This window comes from Gallalistipes aquisgranensis, assembly GCF_014982715.1.
GTDB lineage: Bacteria > Bacteroidota > Bacteroidia > Bacteroidales > Rikenellaceae > Gallalistipes > Gallalistipes aquisgranensis.
In genome coordinates, this window is the sequence record NZ_JADCJY010000001.1 from 2,094,797 (window position 1) to 2,119,106 (window position 24,310).

Sequence of the window (24,310 nt, forward strand, 5' to 3'; positions counted from 1 at the left end):
CCTATTCCCGGATGGAATCGGGCGTACCGTACATGGCCCGGAAGGTATGGGCCCCCAGACGGACACCGGCCCCGATGCGGAGCACGCCGTTGCGCACCGCCTTGCCGCCCGAACGCCCCACCCCGCCGTCGGTATTGGTGAGCCCCACGTCGTAGCGGGCCGAGAATTCGATGGACGGAGACAGCAGCCAGGAGAGACCCAGCGCCAGCGACACGTCGAACGTGTTGAAATCCTCTTTGGGCAGACGCCGGGTGACGAGCGTTCCGTCGCCCGGATCGTAGCACGCCTTATAACGCAAGGCGAAACCGAACTGGGGCCCCACGTCGAAAGAGAAGCGGTTGGAAGGATGTATTTTCAGCAGGACAGGCACGGCCAGATAGCTCGACTTGACCCACTGGCGGTCGCCCAGATCGGCACCCTGCCGGGAATAGAGCACCTCGGGCTGGATACCCAGCAGCCGGAAGGCATAGCGGTACTCGGCGAACGCGCCCACGTAATAGCCCGGACGCATATCGGCCCCGACATGGGTCAGTTTGGAGATGTTCCAACCTCCCTTCACACCGCCCGTCCACTGGGCGAATGCCCCCGAAGCGGCCGCCACGCAGGCAGCCAGCAAAATCAGCTTTTTCATAACCAGCACATTACTTGATTGTCCGCATATACAACGCCGCAAAAGCCGCCGTTCGTATCCGAAAGATACAAAAAGCGGACGAAACGGCCGCCCGGACCTAAAAATTTACGGGATTATTTTTGCAAAACCCAAAAATATTGTACCTTTGCACTCCGTTGTACGCCCACGGGCCGGCACGGCCGATAACGGAGCATATTAAACGAAGATAACAAGATACGACAATGAAAAGGACTTTTCAACCCTCGCAGAGAAAAAGACGGAACAAACACGGCTTCCGTGAAAGAATGTCTACCCCCAACGGACGCCGCGTTCTGGCCGCCCGTCGCGCCAAGGGCCGCAAGAAACTGACGGTTTCCGACGAAGCCCGCGCGAAATAGGGTTCCGACATACGACAAGAAAAGGACGGCCGCAGCTGTCCTTTTTTGTTTGCGGTATTTCCACCCTTTTTCGTATCTTTACGGCCGCGGCGGAATCCGGCGGCCGGACCACGGAACCGCAGGAAGGGAGGAACCGCCGCCGCGACATAACCGACAAAACCCATGAATCCGCTGCGAAAACTGATCGAAAGGATAAACGGCAACGTCATCGCCCGCAACGTGGTGCTGGCCGTATGCGCCGTGGTGATCTTCCTGTTCCTGGTCTCCGTGCTGCTGAACCTCTTCACGCGGCACAACAAGTACAAACAGGTGCCCGACTTTTCGGGCATGAACATCGAGGAGGCCCGACAGGCCGGACGCAAGGCCTCGTTGCGGATCGAGATCAACGATTCGCTCTACGTCCCCATGTACGAAGGGGGCGTGATCCTCGACCAGAATCCGGCCCCGGGGGCCGAGGTCAAGAGCGGACGGCGCATTTTCGTCACGGTCAACTCGTTCCGGCAGAAGATGGTGCGAATTCCCTACGTGACGGACTTTTCGCTGCGGCAGGCGAAGAACAACCTGGAGGTGGCCGGGCTGGAGATCGACCGGCTGATCTACCGGGAGGACATCGCCACGAACTACGTGCTCGAAGAGCATTACCGCGGGGAGCTCATCACCTCGGGCAGCGACGTCCGGGCGGAAGTGGGCACCGGCGTGACGCTCGTCGTGGGCATGAGCCCGGAAGATTCGACCACCGTGATCCCGAAAGTGGTCGGCTTCCCCCTCAAGGAGGCCAAAAGCCGGCTGTGGGAAGTGGGCCTGAACGTCGGCAGAATAACGGCGGAGGAGGGCATCAACGCGCTGAACGAAAACGAGGCACGGGTCTACATGCAGGAGCCGGAACAGAGCCATCTTGTGACGCTGGGTACGCCGGTCGCGCTGAAGCTGACGCTGGATACCAAGAAGGTGGAACAGGGAAGCGCGGCTTCGGACCGGGCTGCCGAGGCGATCGTCGAGGCCCGCAAGGAGCAGGAGGAGGCCGAAAAGGAAAAAGACAAGCCGTGATCCGGCATACCGGCACAGCGAACCGATAAAAACCGAGATAACGTGACGACCGAAACGGACGACGATTTTCTGACCGAAGCGGAAGAGGACGGGCAGCAGGACGAACTGTTCGAACACTTCTCCCTCACGGTGGACAAGGGACAGGCGATGCTGCGCATCGACAAGTTCCTGACCAACCGCATGGAGGGATGTTCGCGCAACCGTATCCAGGCGGCAGCCGACAGCGGCAGCATCCTGGTCAACGGCACAGCCGTGAAGGCGAGCTACAAGGTAAAGCCGCTCGACCGCATTTCGATCGTGATGCCTTACCCGCGCCGCAAAACGGAGATCGTCCCGGAAAACATTCCGCTCGACATTCCCTACGAGGACGACGACCTGCTGCTGGTGAACAAACCGGCGGGCATGGTGGTGCACCCGGGCCACGGCAACTGGTCGGGCACGCTGGTCAATGCGCTGGCATGGCACCTGCGCGAACTCCCCATGTTCCGCGAGGGCGACATGCGGGCCGGTCTGGTGCACCGCATCGACAAGAACACCTCGGGCCTGCTGGTGATCGCCAAGAACGAACGGGCCCACGTCCGGCTGGCCAAACAGTTTTTCGATCATACGATCACCCGGCGCTACCTGGCCCTGGTGTGGGGCAATTTCGAGGAGGACGAAGGGACGATCGAAGGCAACATCGGGCGCAGCGTGCGCGACCGGCTCAGGATGGCCGTCTTTCCGGACGGCAGCGCCGGCAAGCATGCCGTGACCCACTACCGCGTGGTCAGACGATACGGATACGTCACGCTGGTGGAGTGCCGGCTGGAAACGGGACGCACCCACCAGATCCGGGTGCACATGGAGTATATCGGCCATCCCCTGTTCAACGACGAGCGGTACGGGGGCGACCGCATCCTGAAAGGCACCACCTTTTCCAAATACCGCCAGTTCGTGGAGAACTGTTTCGCCCTGATGCCCCGTCATGCGCTCCACGCCCGCAGTCTCGGCTTCGTCCACCCGGGTACGGGGAAGGAGGTCTGTTTCGAAAGCGCGCTGCCCGCCGACATGCAGGCCGTGCTGGAGAAATGGGAGAGCTACGCGGCACACCGCGAAACGGAAGCGTGACGCCCACGGCACGGAACATGCACGGAACACAGGAAAACGCACCGGCCCCGGAGCCCGCATCCGGAACCGCCTTTTATACGACAAGCCCATGCAGACGACCAGCCGAACCTTCACCCTCATCAAGCCCAACGCCGTGGCAGCCGGAGCCACGGGCAAAATCCTCGACCGACTGATCGCGGACGGATTCCGCATCCGGGCCCTGAAAATGGATTTTCTGAGCCGCAACCGGGCCGCCCGGTTCTATACCGTACACCGCGGCAAACCCTTTTTCGAAGACCTCGTCCGGTTCATGACCTCGGGCGCCGTGGTGGCTGCCGTACTGGAACGCGACGGGGAAAGGGCCGTCGAAGCCCTCCGGACCCTGGTCGGCGCCACCGATCCCGCTCGTGCCGCAGCGGGCACGATCCGCCGTGAATTCGGCGAAAGCGTCACCCGCAACGCGATCCACGCATCCGATAGCCCCGAAAACGCGCGGGAAGAATGGAGCCGCTTTTTCACGCCCGACGAAATCACGGAGATCGACTACACACCGGAGGTGTGACCGCAGTTACCATTCCGCGGTAACCGGGACAGTACAGCCAGCCGCCAAAACCGGATTTACCGGGTACTGATTTTTCTGTACGTTGTAATATATCCGTATCTGTCGAATACAGACAAACCGCCTGAGGTTTCTATCCGGTAATACTCTTCCGCAACTGATTCGACTGCTTCGTACACCGTATATCCGCCATTGGGGGCTTCAATCAATTCGCAGGACACCTGCCATTCATCCGTACCGGTTCTCCCTATTTCCAGCGCATACAAGCCTTTCTCCTTTTTTACTATCCGCCAAAGCACCTCTCCGTTCGCATTAAAATAATCGGCCCAAACACCTAACAGTTTCTCCCGCTGTTCCCGCGGGATATTTCCCTTTTCTGTACTAAGAGTTATCTTCTTTTCTGAAGGAATCGAACAAGAGGCCGTATCATTACAAATAACCGAATCTACCGGAATACAAACACCCGCTATCGTCCGCCAACTGCAACCGGTCGTCTCCGTCACACCCCGACAACCCCATAACGCATATAAAATCACAAATAGGACGAACAACCCACAAAATAATTTTGCAATATTACCGAGCAATATACCGGTTACAACCATGCGACCGACACTTTCCAATACTTTTTCCTCACGGATAGGGTTCGGCATGAAATTTCCGCATTCCGGACAGAACAACTCCTTGCAATCCCACAAATCTTCCGTGACCTTGGCAGGTGTATAGCAATTCGGACAAATACATACTTTATATTTCCCTTCAACCAAAGGTTTCTTCCGAGGAACAGGCATCAACAATGGAGGAGCAATCCTTTCATAGATTTCATTCACCACGCCATGTTCTGCACTGCTCAACGCCTTACCTTTCCGAACGGATATTCCTCGTTTAAACACCTCTTTATCTATTTCATTAAGTTTTTCCGGATTCCGAATATAAGAGGCATAATATAGCTGCAAGATATTCTCGATCCTATTCAAAGCCCTCAGTCGGATTTCCGTATCTTTCAATCCCCGAGAATGCAAATCCCCAACGATGGATTCTTTGATTTCGTTCCAGTCCATAATTTTCACACCACCCTTAAATACCTACCCAAAATAACAACATTATAAATCTTCTACCATAACTACTGCTCCGTTTCCCGTCAGATAAAACATCTGATCCTTCTCCACATACGCTCCAAAATAGTTTTTCATTCTATATTTGTGTCTCACACGATAATCACCCCATTCTTCCGATGTCGTTTCCGTCACCTCAGACCAATATACACTCACATAGCTCTTCGAATCAGTAATATGCCATTTCAAATAACGTTCAACTGCACGTTTCGTAGCCTCAAGAGCATTTGTAGAAGTTTTCTCTGATAAACGATCGGCATTATCTGAGAGATTACCAACTATCCACAGACAAAGAATGACTCCGGCTGCAACCCACCAGCCTTTCCGTGATTTCTCCAATCCTTTTTCCGTGACTTCCTGCGAAACAGTCTGCAACAAAGGGTTCAGAAATGTTTTCCCGCAATTCAGACATCTCAAATATTTTTCATTCCGGCAGGAGTCAGGAATCACCAAGTCCCAACCGCACCCCGGACATTTCTCAGACACTCGTACATCAATAGGAATGTCGCTTTTTAAATCGAGGACCTTTCCGGTATAAATATTCTGCTTCATACCGATCTTCTCCCGTTTTTTCTCCCCGTCCGCCGACAAGGGAATTTCCCAAGTAACAATTCCTTCCTCCACAACAGGTCGGGCATGCAGCATCTGTCCAGATTCCAACAGTTCATCCAGTTCGGAAGGATCGTCAATCAATCTGGCATCGTACAATAACTGACTGGCCTGCAGAAAATCCAGGTACTCCTTTCCCGTTCTGAGCAACTCGTCATCCATCGTTTTGATGATCGCATCGATTAAAGCCATTTTCCCTTCATTCAAATGTTAGACATACGAAACATAAATTCGCAAGAAATCACAAACGCAATCCTCGCCCGGCTCCATAAGACAATGATATTCTAAATAAGAAAAGTGTGGAGCCTTTTGTCTATCTGAGTAGAGGTTCTGGAATACCCGCAAACAAATAAACAATACCCCACACCTGTATGTATATATCAGAACGATATACAGTGATACAAGCGATGAGCGTCATTGTTCTCCCTGTTTGCTTGAAATTTTCCAGATTTCTACTCAGGATGACACAAAACACTTTCATCTATATATGTCCGTCAGTTACCCGACGTCACAAATATATGAAATGTTTCGGACACTCAATGGGGTATTGCATAACAAAAATCGGCGATATGGATTAAAAAAGCAATATTGACCTCGCATTATCTTTTCTCTATTTTAGGGGATTCCTGGCTCGATGACAATACGGAACAGGGCCCGGAATAGACATCCGGGCCCTGTTCCATATTATTATTCAGCATAGTCAAAACCCCTTTTGCACCTTGTCGAGCACCTCGAGCACGATGCGGGAACTGTCGCGCACCTGTTCCTCGGTGATGACCAGCGGCGGGGCGATCCGGAAAGCCGTGTCGCAGAAAAGGAACCAGTCGGTCATGATGCCGGCCTCCTTCAGACCGCGGGTGACCCGTTCGCGGAGGACCGGATCGCCCAACTCCACGGCCATGATCAGGCCGCTCCGCCGGATTTCCCGCACGAGGGGATGTCGTCCCACCAACTCCTCGTAAAGAGCCCCTTTCGCTTCGACCTGCTCCACGACCCCGTGCGACAGCAGGTATTCCAGCGATGCCAGTCCCGCCGCGCAGCAGACGGGATGACCGCCGAACGTAGTGATATGTCCCAGCACGGGATTGGTCTTGAGTGCATCCATGATCTCCGCCGAAGAGATGAACGCCCCGAGGGGCATCCCCCCGCCGAAAGCCTTGGCCACGCAGAGGATGTCGGGAACCACGCCGTATTTCTGCAGGGCGAACAGGGCTCCCGTGCGGCCCAGCCCGGTCTGTATCTCGTCGAAGACGAGCAGCGCCCCGACCTCCGTACACCGTGCACGCAGGGCCTGCAGATATCCTTCGGGAGGAATCCGCACCCCGCCCTCGCCCTGCACCGGCTCGATCAGGACACAGGCGGTGCGGCGGGTGATCTGCGACAGGTCTTCCGCCTCCCCGAAACGGATATGGCGCACACCCGGAACCAGCGGACGGAACGAGTTCTTGAACTCCTCGCCGCCCATGACGCTCAGCGCCCCGTGGGTCGAACCGTGGTAGGCATTGCGGAAGGCCACGATCTCGCGGCGGCCCGTGCAGCGTTTGGCCAACTTGAGCGCTCCCTCGATCGCCTCGCTGCCGGAGTTCACGAAGTAGACCGAACTCAGCGGATCGGGCAGCAGCGAGGCGATCCGGGCGGCATAGCGCACCTGGGGCGATTCGACGATCTCCCCGTAGACCATGATGTGCATATAGTCGGCCGCCTGCCGCTGCACGGCACGCACCACATCGGGATTGGAGTGCCCCACGTTGCTGACCGAAACGCCCGAAATCAGGTCGTACCAGCGCCGGCCGTCGGGACCGTAAAGGAAGACGCCTTCGGCACGCGCCACCTCGATCATCAGCGGATCGGCCGAAGTCTGTCCCACATGTTCCAGAAACTGTTTTCTAAGTATCGTCATTTCTCTTTCGGATTATTCGTTTTCCGCGAAGCGGGAGAGTATCCGCTCCGAATCGCGCACCGAAGCCATCATCCAGCGGAAGAGCAGTTCGGCGCGTTCCCGCTCCCCGATCCTCCACTGCGCGCCGCACGCGCGGATGCGCTGCGTCAGCACATGGAGCAGCACGGCGGCCGAGGCCGAGACGTTCAGACTCTCCACGAAACCGCACATGGGAATCCGCACGAAGTCGTCGGCCGCCTCGATCACCTCCCGGCTGATGCCGGCATGTTCGGTGCCGAACACCAGGGCCAGCGGACCGCTCTCCACGTCGAGCGTTTCGGGTGTACGGTCGCCCGCATGGGGCGTGGTGGCGACGATCCGGTACCCCCGGCGGCGCAGGTCGGCCAGCGCACCGGCGGTCGATGCGTGGCGGTGCAGGTCGAGCCACTGGTCGGTTCCCCGCACGATCCGCGTATTGGGGCGGAACTTGCAGAGGTTTTCCACGGCATGCACGTCCTGAAGGCCGAACGCCTCGGCACTCCGCAGCAGGGCGCTGGCATTCTGGGGATGGAACGTGTTCTCGGTACAGAACGTGAGGTAACGGGTACGCATCTCCGCCACCCGGCGCAGGGTTCCCTCCCGTTCGGGAGTCATGAACCCGGACAGATAGGCGACCCGCGCATCGTACCACGCCTGCGGTCGGCCCGCCCACCGCTCCCGGTCGTTTTTCGGACGGAAAGCTTCGGCTGAGATTTCGTTATTTTCGGTATTTCTCATCTTCGTCGAGCATCTTCAGATAACTTTCATAACGGCGGAAGGCGATCCCGCCCTCCCGTACCGCCTGCTGCACGGCGCATCCCGGCTCGTGCACGTGGGTGCAGTTGTAGAACTGGCAACCGGGCGCGAAACGCATCAGGTCGGGGAAGTAGCGGGCCAGCTCGTCCGCTCCGATATCGAGCAGGCCGAACCCCTTGATGCCCGGGGTGTCGATCAGGAACCCGCCGTCCGACAGGGGATACATCTGCGAAAAGGTCGTGGTGTGCTTCCCCTTGTGGTGGAACTCGGACACCGCGCCCGTGCGGACATCCGCTCCGGGCTCCAGCGCCGCCACCAACGTCGACTTCCCCACGCCGGAATTGCCCGACAGCAGGGTCGTACGTCCGGCCAGCAGCTCCCGCAGCCCCTCCACTCCCTCGCCGTCCGCGGCCGAAAGGGTCAGTACGCGATAACCGGCCAGGGAATAGGTCTCCAGAAACTCCCCGAGCTCCTGCGGCCGCGTGCGGGCCAGGTCGATCTTGTTGAGCAGGATCGTGGCGGGTATCCTGTAAGCCTCACAGGTGACCAGAAAACGGTCGATGAACTCGTAGCTGGTGGACGGCGAAAAGAGCGACACCACCAGGAACGCCTGGTCGATGTTGGCGGCGATGATATGGGACTCCTTCGAGAGGTTGGGCGAACGGCGGATGATATAGTTGCGCCGGGGACGGATGTCGGTGATGACGGCTTCGCCCCGGGCATCGAACCGGTAATCGACCCGGTCGCCCACCACCACGGGACTCGTGGAACGCGATCCCCGCAACCGCAATTTCCCCCGGATACGGGCCTCGACCCACTCTCCGGAGTCGCTCCGCAGCCGGTACCAGCTGCCGGTGCTCTGCACCACTGTCGCCGTATATTCCCGTTCCATACCTATTCCTGTTTCGAATCGTCCGAGGAAGGACCGAGCAGTTTGTCCTGCACGAAATCCACATAGGGAAAGACGTACTCCCCCAATCCCTTGACCGGAGCGTAGAGCCGCGAACGGCCGAGGGTCTCGCCCGACACCCAGCCGTGCCGGCCGTTCAGGTAGTCGAACCCGCAGAGCAGCACGCTCAGGATCAGCGCCATCTTGAGCCCTCCGAGCACCACGCCCCCCACCGTGTCGAACATGCCCAGCCCCGTGATCTTGAACAGGCCGTGGGCCAGCCGTCCCAGCAGACCGATGGCGATCAGCACGCCGGCCACGATCACGACGAACCCGACAACCGGAGCCAGCGAAGGATCGAGCTTCATGGCAAGCCCGAGCTCCCGTCCGTAGCGGAAGGCGAGCCATACCCCGACCAGAAGCCCCGCAATACCGCCCAACTGCAGGATCACCCCTTCGGTATAACCTTTGTAGAGAGCCCATAACAGCGGAACGGCGATCACCACGTCCAACCAACTCATACGATTTATTTTGCACGAAGATAGCGATTAATTTCGTTTATTCTTACCTTTGTAAAGTAAAATGCGGGCTTATGAAACGTTATCTGATTCTGCTCCTGATCGTTGCCGCGGCATGCGGGGTGCAGGGCCGCGAGGTGTTCAATATCGACCGGAACTGGCGCTTTTTCAGCAACAGCGAGGTGACCAGCGACGGAGCTCCCACCGTGAACCTGCCCCATATCTGGAACAACGACGCCCTGAGCGGCAAGAAAGACTACTTCCGGGGAATCGGCAACTATCTGAAAACGATCGAAATTCCCTCCCACTGGAGCGGGAAGCGGGTCTTCATACGCTTCTACGGGGCCAATGCGGTGACCAATGTCATCATCAACGGGAAACACGTGGGCGAACACCGGGGAGGGTACACGGCCTTCTCGTTCGAGATCACGGACTTCCTCCGTTTCGGCGAACGGAACTACTTCTGGGTGATCGTCAACAACGCGCCCCAGCTCGACATACTGCCTACGGCGGGCGACCTCAACTCTTACGGGGGAATTTTCCGTGATGTGGAACTGATCGTCACGGACCCTGTCACGGTCGCCCCCGTCCTCGGAACGGAAGGCATTTTCGTCCATCCGAAAAAGGTCTCCCGCGAGGAGGTGGAGGCCGAAGCGGTGGTCAAGGTGACCGGTACGAAGGACGGCAGCGCACAGGTGCACCTGACGGTCTTCACCGACGAAATGGACACCGTGGCGCAGGCATCGGCCCGCGTACGGCTCAGCGGACGGACGGTCTCCACGGCCCGGCTGCCTTTCCGGATCGAAAACCCCACGCTGTGGGACGGAGTCTACAACCCGTTCCGCTACAGCGTGGGAATCAGGCTGACGGCAGACGATGTCGCCGCATCCGATTCGGTGGTGATCCGCACCGGTTTCCGCACCTGTACGGTCGATCCCGAACGCGGTTTCCTGCTCAACGGCCGTCCCTACCCGATCCGCGGCGTCAAGGCTCACCAGGACCGGGCACTTGTGGGAACGGCCCTGCAGCCCTATCAGATCGAGGAGGATTTCGAACTGATCCGCGACATGGGCGCCAACATGGTACACACCGCCGGAGTGCCCCATTCGCCGGAGTTCTACGAACTGTGCGACCGCTACGGCATACTGGTGTGGTGCGACCTGCCCTTCATGGGCGCCGCCTACCGCACGGACAAGGCGTTCGTCAATTCGCCGCTGTTCCTGAAAAACGGGAAGGATCAGCTCCGCGAGATCATCCGCCAGCAGATGAACCGTCCCTCGGTGGTGATGTGGGGCCTCTTCTCCGACCTGCACCAGCGGGGCGACGACCCTTCGGACTATATCCGCCAGCTCAACATGCTGGCCAAGCAGGAAGACCCTTCGCGCATGACCGTGGCGGACAGCAACAACGACGGACCGTTCAACTTCATCACCGATCTGATCGTGTGGGACCACTTCTTCGGCTGGACGGCCGGTACCCCCTCCGACATCAGGATCTGGCAGGAGCAGCTGCACCGCGACTGGAGCAACCTGCGCTCGGGTGTGAGCTACGGGGCCGGCGCCTCCATCTATCACCAGGAAGATTCGCTCTACCGCGCCCCCTACATGGGCAACTGGCACCCCGAACGGTGGCAGACCTACCTGCATGAACAGTATTTCGACTATCTCAAGGGCGACAGCCTGCTGTGGGGCACTTTCGTGGCCAACATGTTCGACTACGGGGCCGCGGGACGTTCGTGGGGAGAAGGAAACGGGATCAACGATCTGGGCCTGGTGACCTTCGACCGCAAATACCGCAAGGACGCCTACTATTTCTACAAGGCCAACTGGAACCATACCACGCCGTTCGTCTATATCGCCGAACGGAGGTGGGACACCCGGCGCAGGACCATACAGCAGATCAAGGTCTACTCCAACCGGCCGGAGGTGGAACTGATCGTCAACGGCACGTCGCTCGGCACGAAAACCGGCACGAACGGCACTTTCCGCTGGGAGGAGGTGGCCCTGCACGAAGGAACGAACACGATCGAGGCCCGCAGCGGGGACGTAAACGACCGGATCGGGATCGACATCCTCAACAGCGGATCGAGAAGCATCGTCGACTGACGTTTTTCCACAGGAAAAAAGAGAAAGCCCGGCCGGAAGGGGGCCGGTGCACAGAAAGCTCTCCCACCCTGCTCCTCACGGACGGCAGGAGCGGCGCAGGATCTCCCGTGCGCCCGGACCTTCGCAGAAAAGCAGGTCGATCACCGAAAGGTTCGGCACGAAAGGCATCCGTTCGGAAAAGACCTGGTAATAGGGCTCGGGATCGAACGAGGGGTCAGGCCGGTGAAGACGGGGTTTGGGCGAAAGCGACGAGCGGAAATCGGAGAATCCCGCCTCCTCCGCCTCTCCGGGCGACAGATAACGCTCCGAAAACCGCAGCGGAACCTCCGCACCCAGCAGGCGGAGTATGAGGCGGAGCAGGCCGAGATCGTAATCGAGCAGGAATTCGTAACGTCTTTCATAGAAGGGAGCCAGCTCTCCGCCGTAATAGTCGAAATACGGGGAGCTCTTGTAAGCCGAACGGATCGAATACCAGTGCTGGTGCTGCCACCGTTTGGAGTAGTCGATGCGCATGTCGCGCACGGCGCACCCCCCGCCGGAGGGACGGACTGTCTGCACCGTCAGCGAAAGCGGTCCGCCCGCCGCCAGAATGTCGCAACGGCTGCGGTAGCTCTGTTTCACGAAATGTTCGTGAATGTCGATCACGCAGGGCGCGAAACACAGTTTCGCAAAGTACTGGACATTGCCCAGGTATGTCAGCGGCAGGAGGTTCATCGTTCCGGCTCCGTCCAGTCGCCCCCCTCGCGAATCAGATCCACCAACGCATCGAGCGCCTCCTCCTGCGGAATGGCCCGCCGCACCACTTCGCGCCCCTTGTAGAGCGTCACACGGCCCCGCCCGGAGCCCACGTATCCGTAGTCGGCATCGGCCATCTCGCCCGGACCGTTAACGATGCAGCCCATCACGCCGATCTTCAGCCCTTTCAGGTGCGAGGTGCGCGACCGGATGGCGGCCAGCGTCTTCTGCAGGTCGTAAAGCGTGCGGCCGCACCCCGGGCAGGCGATATATTCCGTTTTGCTCATGCGCACCCGGGCGGCCTGCAGAATACCCAGCGCCAATTCGCGCAACTCTTCCGGCGAAGCGGCCCCGCCATCGTTCTCGATCAGGATACCGTCCGCCAGCCCGTCGATGAACAAGGGACCGAAATCGGCAGCGGCCCGGACCTGAAGGCGCAGCAGAGAACTTTCCCGGTAACGGCGGCGGAGAATCACCGGCCGCCGGTCGCCCCGGGCCGAAAGGTTCAGTATCCGGGCCCGCCAGTCGGCCACGGGATTGCGGTTTCCGCTCTCCAGCAGCACGATCCGCCCGTCCGACACGGCGGAAAGCTCCTCCCCGTCGAGTTCCCCGTACAGGAGCGGCACGTTCGCCCCTCCGACCCGGCCGACCGGATCGGTCTCCCGCCGGCGATACTCGCAGGGGGAATAGGATGAAGCGTCTTCGATCGGTTCCACGGGTTCGTGTCCCGCTCTCTCCGCAAAATAACCGGTCAGCTCGAGCGCCACGGGAATCTCGTTCTCGGGCGGCTCGGTAAGCGACACCCGGATCGTGTCGCCGAGACCGTCGGCGAGCAGCGCCCCGATCCCCACGGCCGATTTCACCCGTCCGTCCGCGCCGTCGCCCGCCTCGGTCACCCCCAGGTGGAGCGGATAGCGCATCCCCTCGGCCCGCATGGCAGCCGCCAGCATCCGGTAGGCGTGCACCATCACGCGCACGTTGCTCGACTTCATCGAGACCACCACGTCGGCGAAGCCCTCGGCCCGGCACGTGCGCAGCATCTCCATCGCCGATTCGACCATGCCGCGCGGCGTGTCGCCCCAGCGGTCCACCATACGCGGGGAGAGCGACCCGTGGTTCACCCCGATCCGCAGTGCCACGCCGCGTTCCCGGCACCGGGCGATCAGGGCGCGGAGCTTTCCCCCGTCCTCGTCATTGTAGTTGCCGGGATTGATACGCACCTTGTCCACGTACCCGGCGGCGATCATCGCCACCTCCGGGGTGAAATGGATGTCGGCCACGAGCGCCACCCGGCCGGGCCACAGCCCCTGCACCTCCAGGGCATCCCGGATAGCCCGCAGGTTCTCCCCCTCGCGCCGCCCGGGAGCCGTGAGCCGCACAACGGGCCCGCCCGCCTCCACGATCCGGCCGATCTGGGCCACGCAGCCCTCCGTGTCGAGCGTGTCGGTATTGGTCATCGACTGCACCGCGACGGGGTTCTCCCCCCCGATCACCGTACAGCCCACACGCACCGGATCGGTCGCCCGGCGCACGTATCTTTCAAGAGATTCGCAGAATTCGATCATAATCCTATGTCGGCATAAACCGGAACAAAGATAGTGTTTTCCCGCCGAAAGCGGACCCCGGGCGGGAAAGAACGGAGGAAATCCCGCCGAATTCGCTACCTTTGTGCGGAAATGTTCCGGATTTTGCTTATCTTAGGGACTGCGGAGCAAGGCGAAAGAGAATGGGCGGGATACTCGACAACGACATCAAGTTCCTCACGGGAGTGGGCGAACGACGCGCGGCCCTGCTGGGGAGCGAGTTGGGCATCCGCACGCTGCGGGACCTGCTCTACTACTTCCCGTTCCGCTACATCGACCGCACGAAAATCTACAAGATCGCAGAAATCCGCGACGATTCGCTCGCCTACATCCAGCTGAAGGCCCGGATCGAGGGGTTTTCCCTCGCGGGCGCAGGTCCGAAGAGGCGTTTCACGGCCATCGTGTCGGACGGCACGGGCACGGCCGAACTGGTGTGGTTCAAGGGGATCAACTGGATCGAAAAGCGGCTGGAGCAAGGACGGGAATACATCGTCTTCGGCCGCCCGAGCATCTACCGGGGCGAACTTTCGCTCGTCCACCCCGAGGTGGAGCCGCTGGGCGCCCTGCTCGGACGTCCGCAGGCGGGAGTACAGGGGGTATACAGCACCACGGAAAAGCTCTCATCGAACCAGCTCGGCACCAAAGGCATCTACACGCTGGTGTGCAACCTCTGGAAGCTGGCGGGCGAACGGATCGAGGAGACGCTGCCCGAGGAGATCCGGCGCGAAAACGGACTGACCGGACTCCGCGAAGCGCTCTGCAACATTCACTTTCCGCAGAACCAGCAGCTGCTGCGCGAAGCCGAATACCGGCTCAAATTCGAGGAGCTGCTGGGTATCCAGCTGAGTATCCTCTCCCGTCGCAGCGGCCGGATCGACAAGAACGACGGGTTCCTCTTTCCGAAGGTAGGAACCTTTTTCCATACGTTTTACGAGGAGAAACTGCCGTTTCCCCTGACCGGAGCGCAGAAGCGGGTCATCCGGGAGATTCGCGCAGACACGGTGACGGGCCACCAGATGAACCGTCTCCTGCAGGGCGACGTGGGCAGCGGCAAGACGCTCGTGGCCCTGATGTCGATGCTGCTGGCGGCCGACAACGGTTACCAGAGCTGCCTGATGGCGCCCACGGAAATCCTTGCCCGGCAACACTTCGCCACGATCCGCCGCATGGCCGGCGGACTGGGCATCCGGGTGGAGGTGCTCACCGGATCGTCCCGGAAAAGCGAACGCAAACCCGTACTGGAGAGCGTACGCAGCGGTGAAACCCACATTCTGATCGGCACGCACGCCCTGCTGGAGGACACGGTGCAGTTCGCCGACCTGGGACTGGTGGTGATCGACGAACAGCACCGCTTCGGGGTGGAACAGCGGGCCCGGCTCTGGACCAAGAACCACCGCCCGCCCCACGTGCTGGTAATGACCGCCACGCCGATTCCGCGCACGCTGGCCATGACGCTCTACGGCGACCTGGACGTTTCGGTGATCGACGAACTTCCTCCGGGCCGCAAACCGGTACGCACGTTCCACTACTTCGACTCGCACCGTCTGCGCCTGTTCGGGTTCATGCGCGAACAGATCGCACGGGGACGACAGGTATACGTGGTCTATCCGCTCATCAAGGAGTCCGAAAAGATGGACTACAAAGACCTTTACGACGGATTCGAAAGCATCACCCGGGAATTTCCCCTGCCCGGATACCGGGTGACGGTCGTACACGGGAAGATGAAGCCCGAAGACAAGGAGGCCGCCATGCAGGAGTTCAAGAGCGGGGCGGCCCAGATCATGGTGGCCACGTCGGTGATCGAGGTGGGGGTGGACGTGCCCAACGCTTCGGTTATGGTGATCGAGAGCGCCGAACGATTCGGACTGTCGCAGCTCCACCAGTTGCGCGGGCGCGTGGGACGGGGGGCCGAACAGTCCTACTGCATCCTGATGAGCGGCGAGAAGCTCTCGCGCGAGTCGCGGGCCCGGCTCGACGCCATGGTCGCCACGACGGACGGGTTCGAACTGGCCGAACTCGATCTGAAACTGCGCGGTGCGGGCGATCTGAACGGAACGCAGCAGAGCGGTCTGGCATTCGAATTGAAGATTGCCAACCTGAGCCGCGACAGTCAGATCGTGGAACGGGCCCGGGAAGCGGCGGAAGCCGTACTGGCCGGCGACCCGACCCTGTCGCTGCCGCAACATGCGAGCCTTGCGAAACTGAGGGAAAAATATTCGTCCCGCGAAGAGATAGATTTCAGTATGATTTCATAATTTTGCGGGCAAGGATAACGTTTTGAGAATATGAAAGTAAAATCCATCATAGCGGGCATCGCGCTGTCGGCGGCCGTGGCGGCGGCCCCGGCGAAGACCCCCGAACGGGTCTTCAAGGACGGGGAGACCCTGACCTACATGGTCAGTTACCGCGCTTCGCTGGTGCCCAACACCGACGTGGCGGAGGTCGTGCTGCGCACCTCGCGCACCTCGCTCGACGGCCGTCCCGTGTGGAACATCTACGGAAACGGGCGGGTGATGCCCTTTTTCCGCTGGTTCTTCGACCTGAACGACACCTACAACACATGGCTCGACACGAAGACCCTCCGCCCGGTGAAGTTCACGGGCGACATCCGGGAAGGGAAATACCGCTTCGTCAGCGCCTACCGTTACGACTGGGATTCGATGAAGGTGCACACCACCTACCGGAACCTCAAGCGCGAACACGACAGCCACAAGACGATGCCCCTCACGGAACGGAGTTTCGACGCGCTGGCCCTGTTCTACAATCTGCGGGGCGAGGACATAGACTCCTTCAAACCGGGCGAGCCCCGTTATCTGGAGCTGGTGCTGGAAGACACGATCCGCCGTGTCCAGTACAAATACCTGGGCCGGGAGACGAAGAACATCCGGGGACTGGGCAAGTTCAGGACACTGAAGTTCTCCTGCCAGCTGGCGACCAGCTCGGGAGAGTCGTTCGAGGACGGCAGCGAATTTTTTCTCTGGATCACGGACGACCGCAACAAGATACCGCTCTACATCGAATCGCCGATCCGGGTCGGCAGCATCCGCGGCAAACTGGTCGGCTATTCCGATCTGCGGTACGACCTCAGTAGCAAAATCAAGTAAATTGCTTATATTTGCAGAACGTAAAGACGAGTGATATGGAAGATTACAACGACGAATACCCCGCCCCGTCCAAGTCGATCAAGGGCTACAAGATAGTGATCGTGATCCTGGCCGTCATCCTGGGCGCGCTGTCGATCCTCTATTTCCAGCAGGTGAACCGGATGAAGGCCGAATTCGCCATAGAGCGCGACACGCTCACCAACCGGCTGACCAACCTGATGAGCGAATACGACAACCTCCGGACCGAGAACGACACGATCTCCCGCCATCTCGAGGAACAGCGGGGCAAAGCCGACTCGCTGTTGCAGCGGCTCAAGAAGGAGCGTTCGTTCAGCGCGGCCAAGATCCGCCAGTACGAGAAGGAACTGGGTACCCTGCGCACGGTGATGCGCGGTTTCGTGCACCAGATCGACTCGCTCAACACCCTCAACAAGAAGCTCATCAACGAAAACGTTGACTACCGCAAGCGGATCACCACCGAAAAGATGCGGGCCGACATGGCCGAAGAGAAGGCCGACGAACTCTCGACCAAGATACGCAAGGGATCGGTGATCCGGGCACGCGACATCTCGCTGCTGGCCCTCAGCAGCAGCGACAAGGTCGTGACCCGTGCCGCACGCGCCTCCCGCCTGCGCGTCGACTTCGTGCTGGCGGCCAACGAACTGGCCACGCCGGGAGAGAGGCACGTATATGCCCGGATTACGGGACCGGACGGTTATGTCATGGCCAACACCTCGGGCGCCGTGTTCGAATTCGAGGGCGACATGCTCACCTACTCGGCCACACGCCAGATCGACTACCAGAACCAGGACCTGGCCGTCAGCCTCTATTACAACGGCGCCGGCATCACGGGCGGCAAATACCGCGTGGTGATCTATATGGACGGATACCAGATCGGCAGCAACGAAGTGATCCTGCGGTAACGCGGACAAAGAGCCACATCATACGGGAGAGGCTGTCGACAAGCCTCGGAAAAAGTTTCCACCCCTGCCGGATTCGTCCCGACGGGGGTGGAACCGTTATAACCGACTTGTCCGAGGGTCTTTTTACCGGCGCCTTTCCGAAGATCCCGCGGATCGGTCCGGACTTTTCATGGCGGGACGGCAGGTACGGCACGACAATTACTCGATCACTATGTCGAAACCGTGGAGCAGACCGGCCAGGTTTCCGTCCGCAAAACGGGCGCCGGACACCAGATTGGTACGTGGATCGAGCGTCCAATCCGTCGCCGAACGGAAATCGGCCTTCCGCAAATCGCAGCCTTCGAAAACGGTGCCGGGCATCGCGGTATCCGGGAACCGGGCGGCCGACAATCCGCAATCGCCGAAAAAACACTCCCGGAGCCGGCAGCCTTCGAAACGGACCGACTTCATCTTCAGACGGGTAAACGTACAGTTGTCCAGTTCGGAATCCACGAAATCCACTTCGAACCCGAACGGCATGCAGTCGCCGAAACAGAGCCCCGTAAACCGGCACCCGGAGAAAAAGAGATTCCGCAGTACGGCACCGCCCAGCGGAACGAGCGTAAAGACGCAGCCTTCGAAACGGCAGTCGGCCATCAGCACCCCGGAGAGGTCCGTCCCTTCGAAACGGCACCCGCTGAAAGTGCACCCTTCCCACTCCGTTCCGGCGAAGGCTCCCGCGGAAAAGACCTCTCCGCACAGCGCCTCTGCCGCATGGAACTTCGAAACGGCCATCGGGCTACTGGAAGAATTTGCGCTGGAAAAGGATCAGATAGATCACGCCGACCGTAATATAGCTGTCGGCCAGATTGAAGATCGGGCTGAAAAAAGTGAACGGATCACCCCCTATACCGGGAAACCACGAGGGATAGTGACCGCTGACGATCGGAAAATAGAGCATATCCACCACCTTGCCGTGCAGGAAACCCGCATAGCCGCCCCCCTCGGGGAAAAGCGTCGCCGGGGAGAAATAGGTGGATTCGGAGAAGATCAGCCCGTAGAACGCGCTGTCGATGATATTACCCAACGCTCCGGCCAGAATCAGACCGAAACCGACCAATACGCCCGCCGGCGCCTTCTTTTTCAGCAGGTGGACGATATACCACCCCAGCGCGACCACCGCACAGATGCGGAACAGGCTCAGGATCAACTTGCCGTAATCGCCGCCGAGCTGGAACCCGAACGCAGCGCCCGGATTCTCGATGAACCGGATGAAGAACCAGTTCGGGAAAACGGTGTAGCTCTGGTCGAGCGCCATGTGGGTCTTGACCCAGAATTTGACGCACTGGTCCACCACCAGCAACAGGACGATGATAAGCAGGATTTTCTTGCGCGACATGTTTCGATCCGTTACGTTCGGGGCAAAGATATACAAAAACTCCGCAATGCGGAAACGGAATCCGCAGAAACAGGGCAAATAAAGAGGGCCGCTTCCTCAAGCGGCCCTCCTGTCGGAAACCCGAGTCTCCTTATTTCACCAGTGCATTCAGCTCCACGCCGGCCTTGAACTTCACCACGTTCTTGGCGGCGATCTTGATGGAGGCTCCCGTGCGGGGATTGCGTCCGGTACGTCCCGGTTTCTTGGCCACGGCGAAAGAGCCGAAGCCGACCAATGCGATCTTATCGCCTCCGGCAAGAGCCTTTCCCGTCACCTTGATAAATGCATCCAGACTTTTTCTTGCATCCGTTTTTGTGATGCCCGCCTCGCTGGCGATGGCATCTACGAGTTGTGCTTTGTTCATTATAAATAAGGTTTAAGATTAAGGTTCGAGCAGCAGTTCTTTCGACGGTCGTATGCAAATGTATAAATAAAATTCCATAATCGCCAGTCACACAGGCGCATTTTTATCCTCCTTTCGAACACTTTCTATGTACTGCAAGGGCTCCGGAACGATATTTTTTTTGCAAATACCGAATATCGGTGCTACTTTTGTCACCGGAAAGATGGCAGAGTGGTCGATTGCGGCGGTCTTGAAAACCGTTGAGCTGCGAGGCTCCGGGGGTTCGAATCCCTCTCTTTCCGCCGGAGGGCTGTCCTGTCAGCCTTGAAAAGCAGTCATCACCCCCGTCAGAGCAAATTCTGACGGGGGTGAAACCGTTAAAACAGCAGCCATCGGGCCAGCCCGTCCCTCCCGAACGTCCTCCCCCCCGGCCGTACCTTCTCCGGCAGAATCCGGCCATTCCCCTGCGGAGACCGGCCGAAGCACCCCCGAATTTCCCCGTCAAACGCCCGGGTACGGCCCTATCCCTGCACTACCGGGCCGATCCGTGGACCGATTACATGAACTATCGTTCGGGCGGAAAATTCAGGTTCGGTTTCTGCCCCCTTTCCTCGCAGCGATATTCTTTTCCAGGCAGCGGGCCACCTCGCAGTCGTCGAGACGGAACCTCCGGAAAGTGTCTCTCGAAATCCCGTACCTACGGCATATTCCGGCCACACTCTCCCCCTGCCTCAACGATTTCAGCACCTCCTTCCGGTTGGAAACGAGCAGGCCCATCTTCGGGCAGTCCCCTTTGCGCCGTCCCAGCACCTTCCCCTCCGCCTTCCGCAACGCCAGGGCCTCCTTCGTCCGCATCGAAATCAGATTCCGCTCGATCTCGGCTACCAGACCGAATGCGAAACAGAGCACTTTGCTGTTGATGCTATCGTCGAACGCATAGCCGTCTTTGGTGCTGTACAGCACGATCTTATGTTTCAGGCAGTGCCCCATGATCGACATAATGCTGGTCAGGGTACGGCTCAGCCGGGAAAGTTCGGTGACGATCAGCGTATCTCCCGCACGGAGTTTTTTGAGCAGTCCCCCGAGCTTCCTCTCCCCCGCCTGTTTCCGTCCGCTGACGACCTCGGTGACCCATTTATCTACCTGTAAGTTTTTCAACCGCGCAAAACGTTCGATCTCGTCCTGCTGATTGGCCAGATGCTGCCGGCCGGTGCTGACTCTCAAATAAGCGATAATCATACTCTTATTTATTTGGTGAATATTCAGATATTTTCCGGTGAATATTCAGAATCCGAGCCATCCGCATACAGTCACAAAAAAATCCGGACTTCCGTCCGGATTTCGCTTGCAAAAAACGTTCGTTTTCACGTACAAAGGTAACACAAAATCACAAAACGCACAAATGTTCCCGTTACGGGAAACAATCTCAGGAATTTAAAAAACAGTTTTGGCACGGTTTTCGGACATTATTCCGATGTCTTCCGCCTTTACGATCAATCGAACGTCAAAACGACAGATCGCGCGCAGCAATACATTGAAAATGAAAGATATATGCCATAAAAAACGTATCCGGCCCCGAACCGGATACCCCGCCGTCGGTCGTCGTCAAGGCGGCCATGCGGATGGACACCGTCCGGGAACCCACGCTTATCCTTTCACCGGTAACCGGTTTATGGCACAAAAGGGCTGTATATAGAACGACAAAGACAAATCATATATATCATCATTAATCGAGGTACCATGAATCTGAAAAAGACCAAAGAGGGAGGTTTCATCAACGAACGTTTCGAAAAACTTTACAGAATGGGAGGATATGCCATGCTGTTCCTGTTGTGTATCGCATTCATCGTTCTGCTCGTCAACTGCTTCACGAATCCGCAATAGAACGGGGAATCCGGTCTTCTTGCGGGTTCCGACATAAAATCCCCCCTGCTGCGGTCGCCGTGGCAGGGGGGATTCTTATTTCCGGGAATCACCGGGAATTCCGGACAGAAAAGGTCAGTTTCCCTTCTCGATCTTCTGTTTCATCATGAACAGCAGGCTCTGGTAGTGCGCACGGGTCGTCCGGTCGCCCGTATTCTGCACCTGCTTCAACAGGGAATAGGTATCCATCATCTTCTTATAGTAGATCGGCTGTTTCGTAGCGGTCGTTTCCGCCAGCGTGTTCAACTCATAGGTAATCCCCTTGTCGGTCAGCACGACCTGCCCGGGATCGGTCATGAGGCGTTCGGACATCTCGCTCTCTCCGATTCCCGCGAAACCGAAAGGAGAGGCGGGAGCGGGTTTGCCCAGACCGTTCTCATCGAGAATCTTCTCCACATAAGCCTGCTGGAAGGTACGGTCGGTCAGCGAAAGGGACTGACGGCGGAGCGTCCGTCTCCATACCCGGTCGAACAGGTCGTCCATGAACTCGGCGTAGGTATAGGCATTCTTCGGATCGAGCTGCTCGAACAGGATCAGGCTCGAAGAGATATTCGAGAAGAACATCCGGTAAATCATGATCGACTGGAGGGTCGAAGCGGAGTAGTAGGGACCGGTGAATTTGGTCACCGTCGTATCGAACGCCCAGTCGGGAAGCTCCTCCAGCGTGGTGAAGATGAAATCGAACGCCTCGCGCTGCTCCTCTTTCGGAGCGAAACGGATCACGGGTCTTCCTCCGTCGTTCCGCACGGGCATGTCGAAGTAGATTCCCCCCAGCGACACGGAGGCATGCAGCAGGTAGCGCTGCATCTGTATCCACAGCTGCTGGTAAGTGGCCATCATCCGCTCGTAGTCCGGATCGCCCTCTTTCGTCCATTCGTTCAGGTGCTTCATGATGTACTTGAGGTTCTTCATTCCGTACTCGGACGCCTTCACGGAGTTATCCCCAAGGTCTTCCGCCTTGCAGCAGGGATCGTACTCATTGATGAAGGGCTGCGGACCGAACTTGTACATCGGATCGTGGGCCTTCTCCCGTATCCACAAATCGAGCGTATCGCGCTCGGCCTCGGGCGTGGAAGCGCCGAAAATCGGTTTGTACCCCCATTTGATCGCATAGATGTCGTATACTCCCAGGTCGGGCGGCGTGAGGCGTACGCCCCGCTCCTTGTCGCCCGGCTGCGCCACGTAATTGTAACGGGCATAGTCCATGATCGAGGGAGTGGTTCCGAACTTCTGCGTGAAGGAGGGCGAACGGAGCGAATCGACGGGATAGGCGTACGAAGCCCCGAAATTGTGAGCCAGTCCCAGCGTGTGTCCCACCTCGTGGGCGGCGACATAGCGCAGCGAACTGCCCATCAGTTCGTCCGAGAAGAGAGGAGTACGCACATCGGGATCGACGGCGCCCGTCTGCACGAAACGCCAGTCATGGAGCAGGCGGACGATGTTCGAGTAGAACAGCACGTCGCCCTGGATGATTTCGCCCGAACGGGGGTCGATCCACGAGGGCCCCATCGAATTCTGGGTCGGCGTGGTGATCATGCGGTAGCAGGTGTACCGGATGTCGTCCGGATCGAAATCGGGATCGTCCGTCGGGTAGTCGCGGGCCACGATGGCGTTCTTGAAACCGATCGCCTCGAAAGCCGTCTGCCAGTCCTCGATACCCATTTTGATATATTTGCGCCACTTCTCGGGAATGGCCGGATCGACATAATAGACGATCGGCTTGGCGGGCTCCACCAGTTCGCCCCGTTTGTAGCGCTCCAGGTCCTCCGGCCTGGGCTGAATGTCCCAGCGGTTGATGATCTCGTACTCCTTGATGCCGTCTTCCTTCTCCGTGTAGAGCCTGCGGCGCTCCGAGAAATAGCCCACCCGCGGATCGTAGTAGCGCGGACGCATCGGCTTTTCGGGCAGCATGACGATATTGCGGGTCATCACCGCGGTGAAAGGCCCGTCGGCATTATACGTAAGCTGACTCTTGATGTTGATGTTCTGCGGGAAGGCCTTCACCCCGATGATCGAGGATTTCGACGAGGAGAGCGATCCGCTCAGCGGTTTCTTCCGCATCAGCACATCCCAGATATTCGCTCCGCGGAAGGGGCTCAGCTCCTCCACATCGCCCACGAACAGATCGGTCATGTCGACCACATAAGCCGTCGAGTCGGGATTCATCGCCTCGATCTTGTAGGCATTCCAGATCGGATCGACATAGTTCTTCACGAAGGCCATGTACATGTTCGAGGCGGTGTCGCACTCGGTGGTGGTGTTCTTCATGTGCATGTACACGTTTTTCTTGTCGGCCGAAAAGGTGATGTGGATCGGACTGCGGGGCATCTGACCGGCGGCGATATCCTTGTTGTTGCTGATGCTGGTCACCCGCGAGGCGAGCAGATAATCACGGCCGAGAAGGTCACGGGGAATCTCGAAATAGTATTTGTCCTTCACCACATGGACATCGAACATTCCCTTGTAGGTCGTGGCATCCTTCAGCAGCTTTTCGTAAGCCTCCTTGCCTTCGTGCTTGGTCGAATCGGTCTTTGCGACCGCCTGTTCTTTCGCCGCCTTCTTCTTTTTCGCATCGAAGATTCCCGTACGGGCCCCGGCGGAACCCGCCACGCCGATCATCAAAACGACGAGGGCGGCACTGAGTAGTTTACGCATAATATTCTGTAAGGTTTAAA

Annotated in this window: 23 protein-coding genes and 1 tRNA gene; 10 read left to right on the top strand and 14 right to left on the bottom strand. The window is 58.7% G+C overall.

The window, feature by feature from the left end:
- Position 1 precedes the first annotated feature (1 nt).
- Positions 2-631, bottom strand: a complete 630-nt coding sequence (locus tag INF32_RS08490; RefSeq protein ID WP_226387909.1) for a porin family protein — start codon at positions 629-631, stop codon at positions 2-4.
- 221 nt (positions 632-852) lie between these two features.
- Between INF32_RS08490 and rpmH the strand changes: the two genes are divergently transcribed.
- The 4 genes from rpmH (at position 853) to ndk (ending at position 3,703) form a co-directional block, all read left to right on the top strand.
- The gene (gene rpmH, locus INF32_RS08495) at positions 853-1,008 is read left to right on the top strand and encodes a 50S ribosomal protein L34 (protein ID WP_226387910.1); all 156 of its coding nucleotides are present in this window, start codon (positions 853-855) and stop codon (positions 1,006-1,008) included.
- 162 nt (positions 1,009-1,170) lie between these two features.
- On the top strand, positions 1,171-2,055 hold the full coding sequence (locus INF32_RS08500) for a PASTA domain-containing protein (protein WP_226387911.1): 885 nt from the start codon (positions 1,171-1,173) through the stop codon (positions 2,053-2,055).
- Positions 2,056-2,097: 42 nt separating this feature from the next.
- Complete coding sequence (locus INF32_RS08505) at positions 2,098-3,162, top strand: RluA family pseudouridine synthase (protein WP_226387912.1); 1,065 nt, start codon at positions 2,098-2,100, stop codon at positions 3,160-3,162.
- A gap of 88 nt (positions 3,163-3,250) precedes the next feature.
- Positions 3,251-3,703, top strand: a complete 453-nt coding sequence (gene ndk, locus INF32_RS08510; RefSeq protein ID WP_226387913.1) for a nucleoside-diphosphate kinase — start codon at positions 3,251-3,253, stop codon at positions 3,701-3,703.
- 56 nt (positions 3,704-3,759) lie between these two features.
- On the opposite strand, the gene INF32_RS08515 is transcribed toward ndk, so the two are convergent.
- The 6 genes from INF32_RS08515 to INF32_RS08540 form a co-directional block, all read right to left on the bottom strand.
- Positions 3,760-4,758, bottom strand: a complete 999-nt coding sequence (locus INF32_RS08515) for a hypothetical protein (protein ID WP_226387914.1) — start codon at positions 4,756-4,758, stop codon at positions 3,760-3,762.
- 42 nt (positions 4,759-4,800) lie between these two features.
- On the bottom strand, positions 4,801-5,613 hold the full coding sequence (locus INF32_RS08520; protein WP_226387915.1) for a hypothetical protein: 813 nt from the start codon (positions 5,611-5,613) through the stop codon (positions 4,801-4,803).
- Positions 5,614-6,121: 508 nt separating this feature from the next.
- Positions 6,122-7,321: an aspartate aminotransferase family protein gene (locus tag INF32_RS08525; protein ID WP_226387916.1), complete on the bottom strand. Its 1,200-nt coding sequence runs from the start codon at positions 7,319-7,321 to the stop codon at positions 6,122-6,124.
- Positions 7,322-7,333: 12 nt separating this feature from the next.
- Positions 7,334-7,954 carry a TrmH family RNA methyltransferase gene (locus INF32_RS08530; RefSeq protein WP_226388131.1) on the bottom strand — a complete coding sequence of 207 codons (621 nt, stop codon included), beginning with the start codon at positions 7,952-7,954 and terminating at the stop codon, positions 7,334-7,336.
- Between the two features lie 103 nt (positions 7,955-8,057).
- Positions 8,058-8,987 carry a ribosome small subunit-dependent GTPase A gene (gene rsgA, locus INF32_RS08535; RefSeq protein WP_226387917.1) on the bottom strand — a complete coding sequence of 310 codons (930 nt, stop codon included), beginning with the start codon at positions 8,985-8,987 and terminating at the stop codon, positions 8,058-8,060.
- A gap of 2 nt (positions 8,988-8,989) precedes the next feature.
- Positions 8,990-9,505 carry a CvpA family protein gene (locus tag INF32_RS08540; RefSeq protein WP_226387918.1) on the bottom strand — a complete coding sequence of 172 codons (516 nt, stop codon included), beginning with the start codon at positions 9,503-9,505 and terminating at the stop codon, positions 8,990-8,992.
- A gap of 71 nt (positions 9,506-9,576) precedes the next feature.
- On the opposite strand from INF32_RS08540, the gene INF32_RS08545 reads away from it, so the two are divergent.
- On the top strand, positions 9,577-11,607 hold the full coding sequence (locus tag INF32_RS08545; RefSeq protein ID WP_226387919.1) for a glycoside hydrolase family 2 protein: 2,031 nt from the start codon (positions 9,577-9,579) through the stop codon (positions 11,605-11,607).
- 75 nt (positions 11,608-11,682) lie between these two features.
- Here the strand turns inward: INF32_RS08545 and INF32_RS08550 are convergent, their stop codons facing one another.
- Positions 11,683-12,321 (bottom strand): WbqC family protein, encoded by a 639-nt coding sequence (locus INF32_RS08550; protein ID WP_226387920.1) that lies wholly within the window; start codon positions 12,319-12,321, stop codon positions 11,683-11,685.
- A complete protein-coding gene (ispG, locus tag INF32_RS08555; protein ID WP_226387921.1) occupies positions 12,318-13,907 on the bottom strand; it encodes a (E)-4-hydroxy-3-methylbut-2-enyl-diphosphate synthase in 1,590 nt (529 codons plus the stop codon). Before ispG ends, INF32_RS08550 begins: the two co-directional genes overlap by 4 nt.
- Before the next feature lie 161 nt (positions 13,908-14,068).
- Here ispG and recG point away from each other — a divergent pair, with 161 nt between their 5' ends.
- The 3 genes from recG to INF32_RS08570 are packed head-to-tail and all read left to right on the top strand — an operon-like array spanning position 14,069 to position 17,952.
- Positions 14,069-16,180 (top strand): ATP-dependent DNA helicase RecG, encoded by a 2,112-nt coding sequence (gene recG, locus INF32_RS08560; protein WP_226387922.1) that lies wholly within the window; start codon positions 14,069-14,071, stop codon positions 16,178-16,180.
- Positions 16,181-16,210: 30 nt separating this feature from the next.
- Positions 16,211-17,029 carry a DUF3108 domain-containing protein gene (locus INF32_RS08565; protein ID WP_226387923.1) on the top strand — a complete coding sequence of 273 codons (819 nt, stop codon included), beginning with the start codon at positions 16,211-16,213 and terminating at the stop codon, positions 17,027-17,029.
- Between the two features lie 35 nt (positions 17,030-17,064).
- Positions 17,065-17,952: a hypothetical protein gene (locus INF32_RS08570; protein ID WP_226387924.1), complete on the top strand. Its 888-nt coding sequence runs from the start codon at positions 17,065-17,067 to the stop codon at positions 17,950-17,952.
- Positions 17,953-18,150: 198 nt separating this feature from the next.
- Here the strand turns inward: INF32_RS08570 and INF32_RS08575 are convergent, their stop codons facing one another.
- The 3 genes from INF32_RS08575 to INF32_RS08585 form a co-directional block, all read right to left on the bottom strand.
- Positions 18,151-18,726: a pentapeptide repeat-containing protein gene (locus INF32_RS08575; protein WP_226387925.1), complete on the bottom strand. Its 576-nt coding sequence runs from the start codon at positions 18,724-18,726 to the stop codon at positions 18,151-18,153.
- 4 nt (positions 18,727-18,730) lie between these two features.
- Positions 18,731-19,330: a lipoprotein signal peptidase gene (locus INF32_RS08580; protein ID WP_226387926.1), complete on the bottom strand. Its 600-nt coding sequence runs from the start codon at positions 19,328-19,330 to the stop codon at positions 18,731-18,733.
- 130 nt (positions 19,331-19,460) lie between these two features.
- On the bottom strand, positions 19,461-19,733 hold the full coding sequence (locus tag INF32_RS08585) for an HU family DNA-binding protein (RefSeq protein ID WP_226387927.1): 273 nt from the start codon (positions 19,731-19,733) through the stop codon (positions 19,461-19,463).
- Between the two features lie 196 nt (positions 19,734-19,929).
- Here INF32_RS08585 and INF32_RS08590 point away from each other — a divergent pair.
- Positions 19,930-20,014: transfer RNA gene (locus INF32_RS08590), tRNA-Ser, on the top strand.
- Positions 20,015-20,297: 283 nt separating this feature from the next.
- On the opposite strand, the gene INF32_RS08595 is transcribed toward INF32_RS08590, so the two are convergent.
- The gene (locus tag INF32_RS08595; protein WP_226387928.1) at positions 20,298-20,951 is read right to left on the bottom strand and encodes a recombinase family protein; all 654 of its coding nucleotides are present in this window, start codon (positions 20,949-20,951) and stop codon (positions 20,298-20,300) included.
- Positions 20,952-21,452: 501 nt separating this feature from the next.
- Between INF32_RS08595 and INF32_RS08600 the strand changes: the two genes are divergently transcribed.
- Entirely contained in the window at positions 21,453-21,596 is a 144-nt protein-coding gene (locus tag INF32_RS08600) for a hypothetical protein (protein ID WP_226387929.1), read from the top strand.
- A gap of 114 nt (positions 21,597-21,710) precedes the next feature.
- Here the strand turns inward: INF32_RS08600 and INF32_RS08605 are convergent, their stop codons facing one another.
- The gene (locus tag INF32_RS08605; protein ID WP_226387930.1) at positions 21,711-24,290 is read right to left on the bottom strand and encodes a zinc-dependent metalloprotease; all 2,580 of its coding nucleotides are present in this window, start codon (positions 24,288-24,290) and stop codon (positions 21,711-21,713) included.
- Between the last annotated feature and the right edge of the window lie 20 nt (positions 24,291-24,310).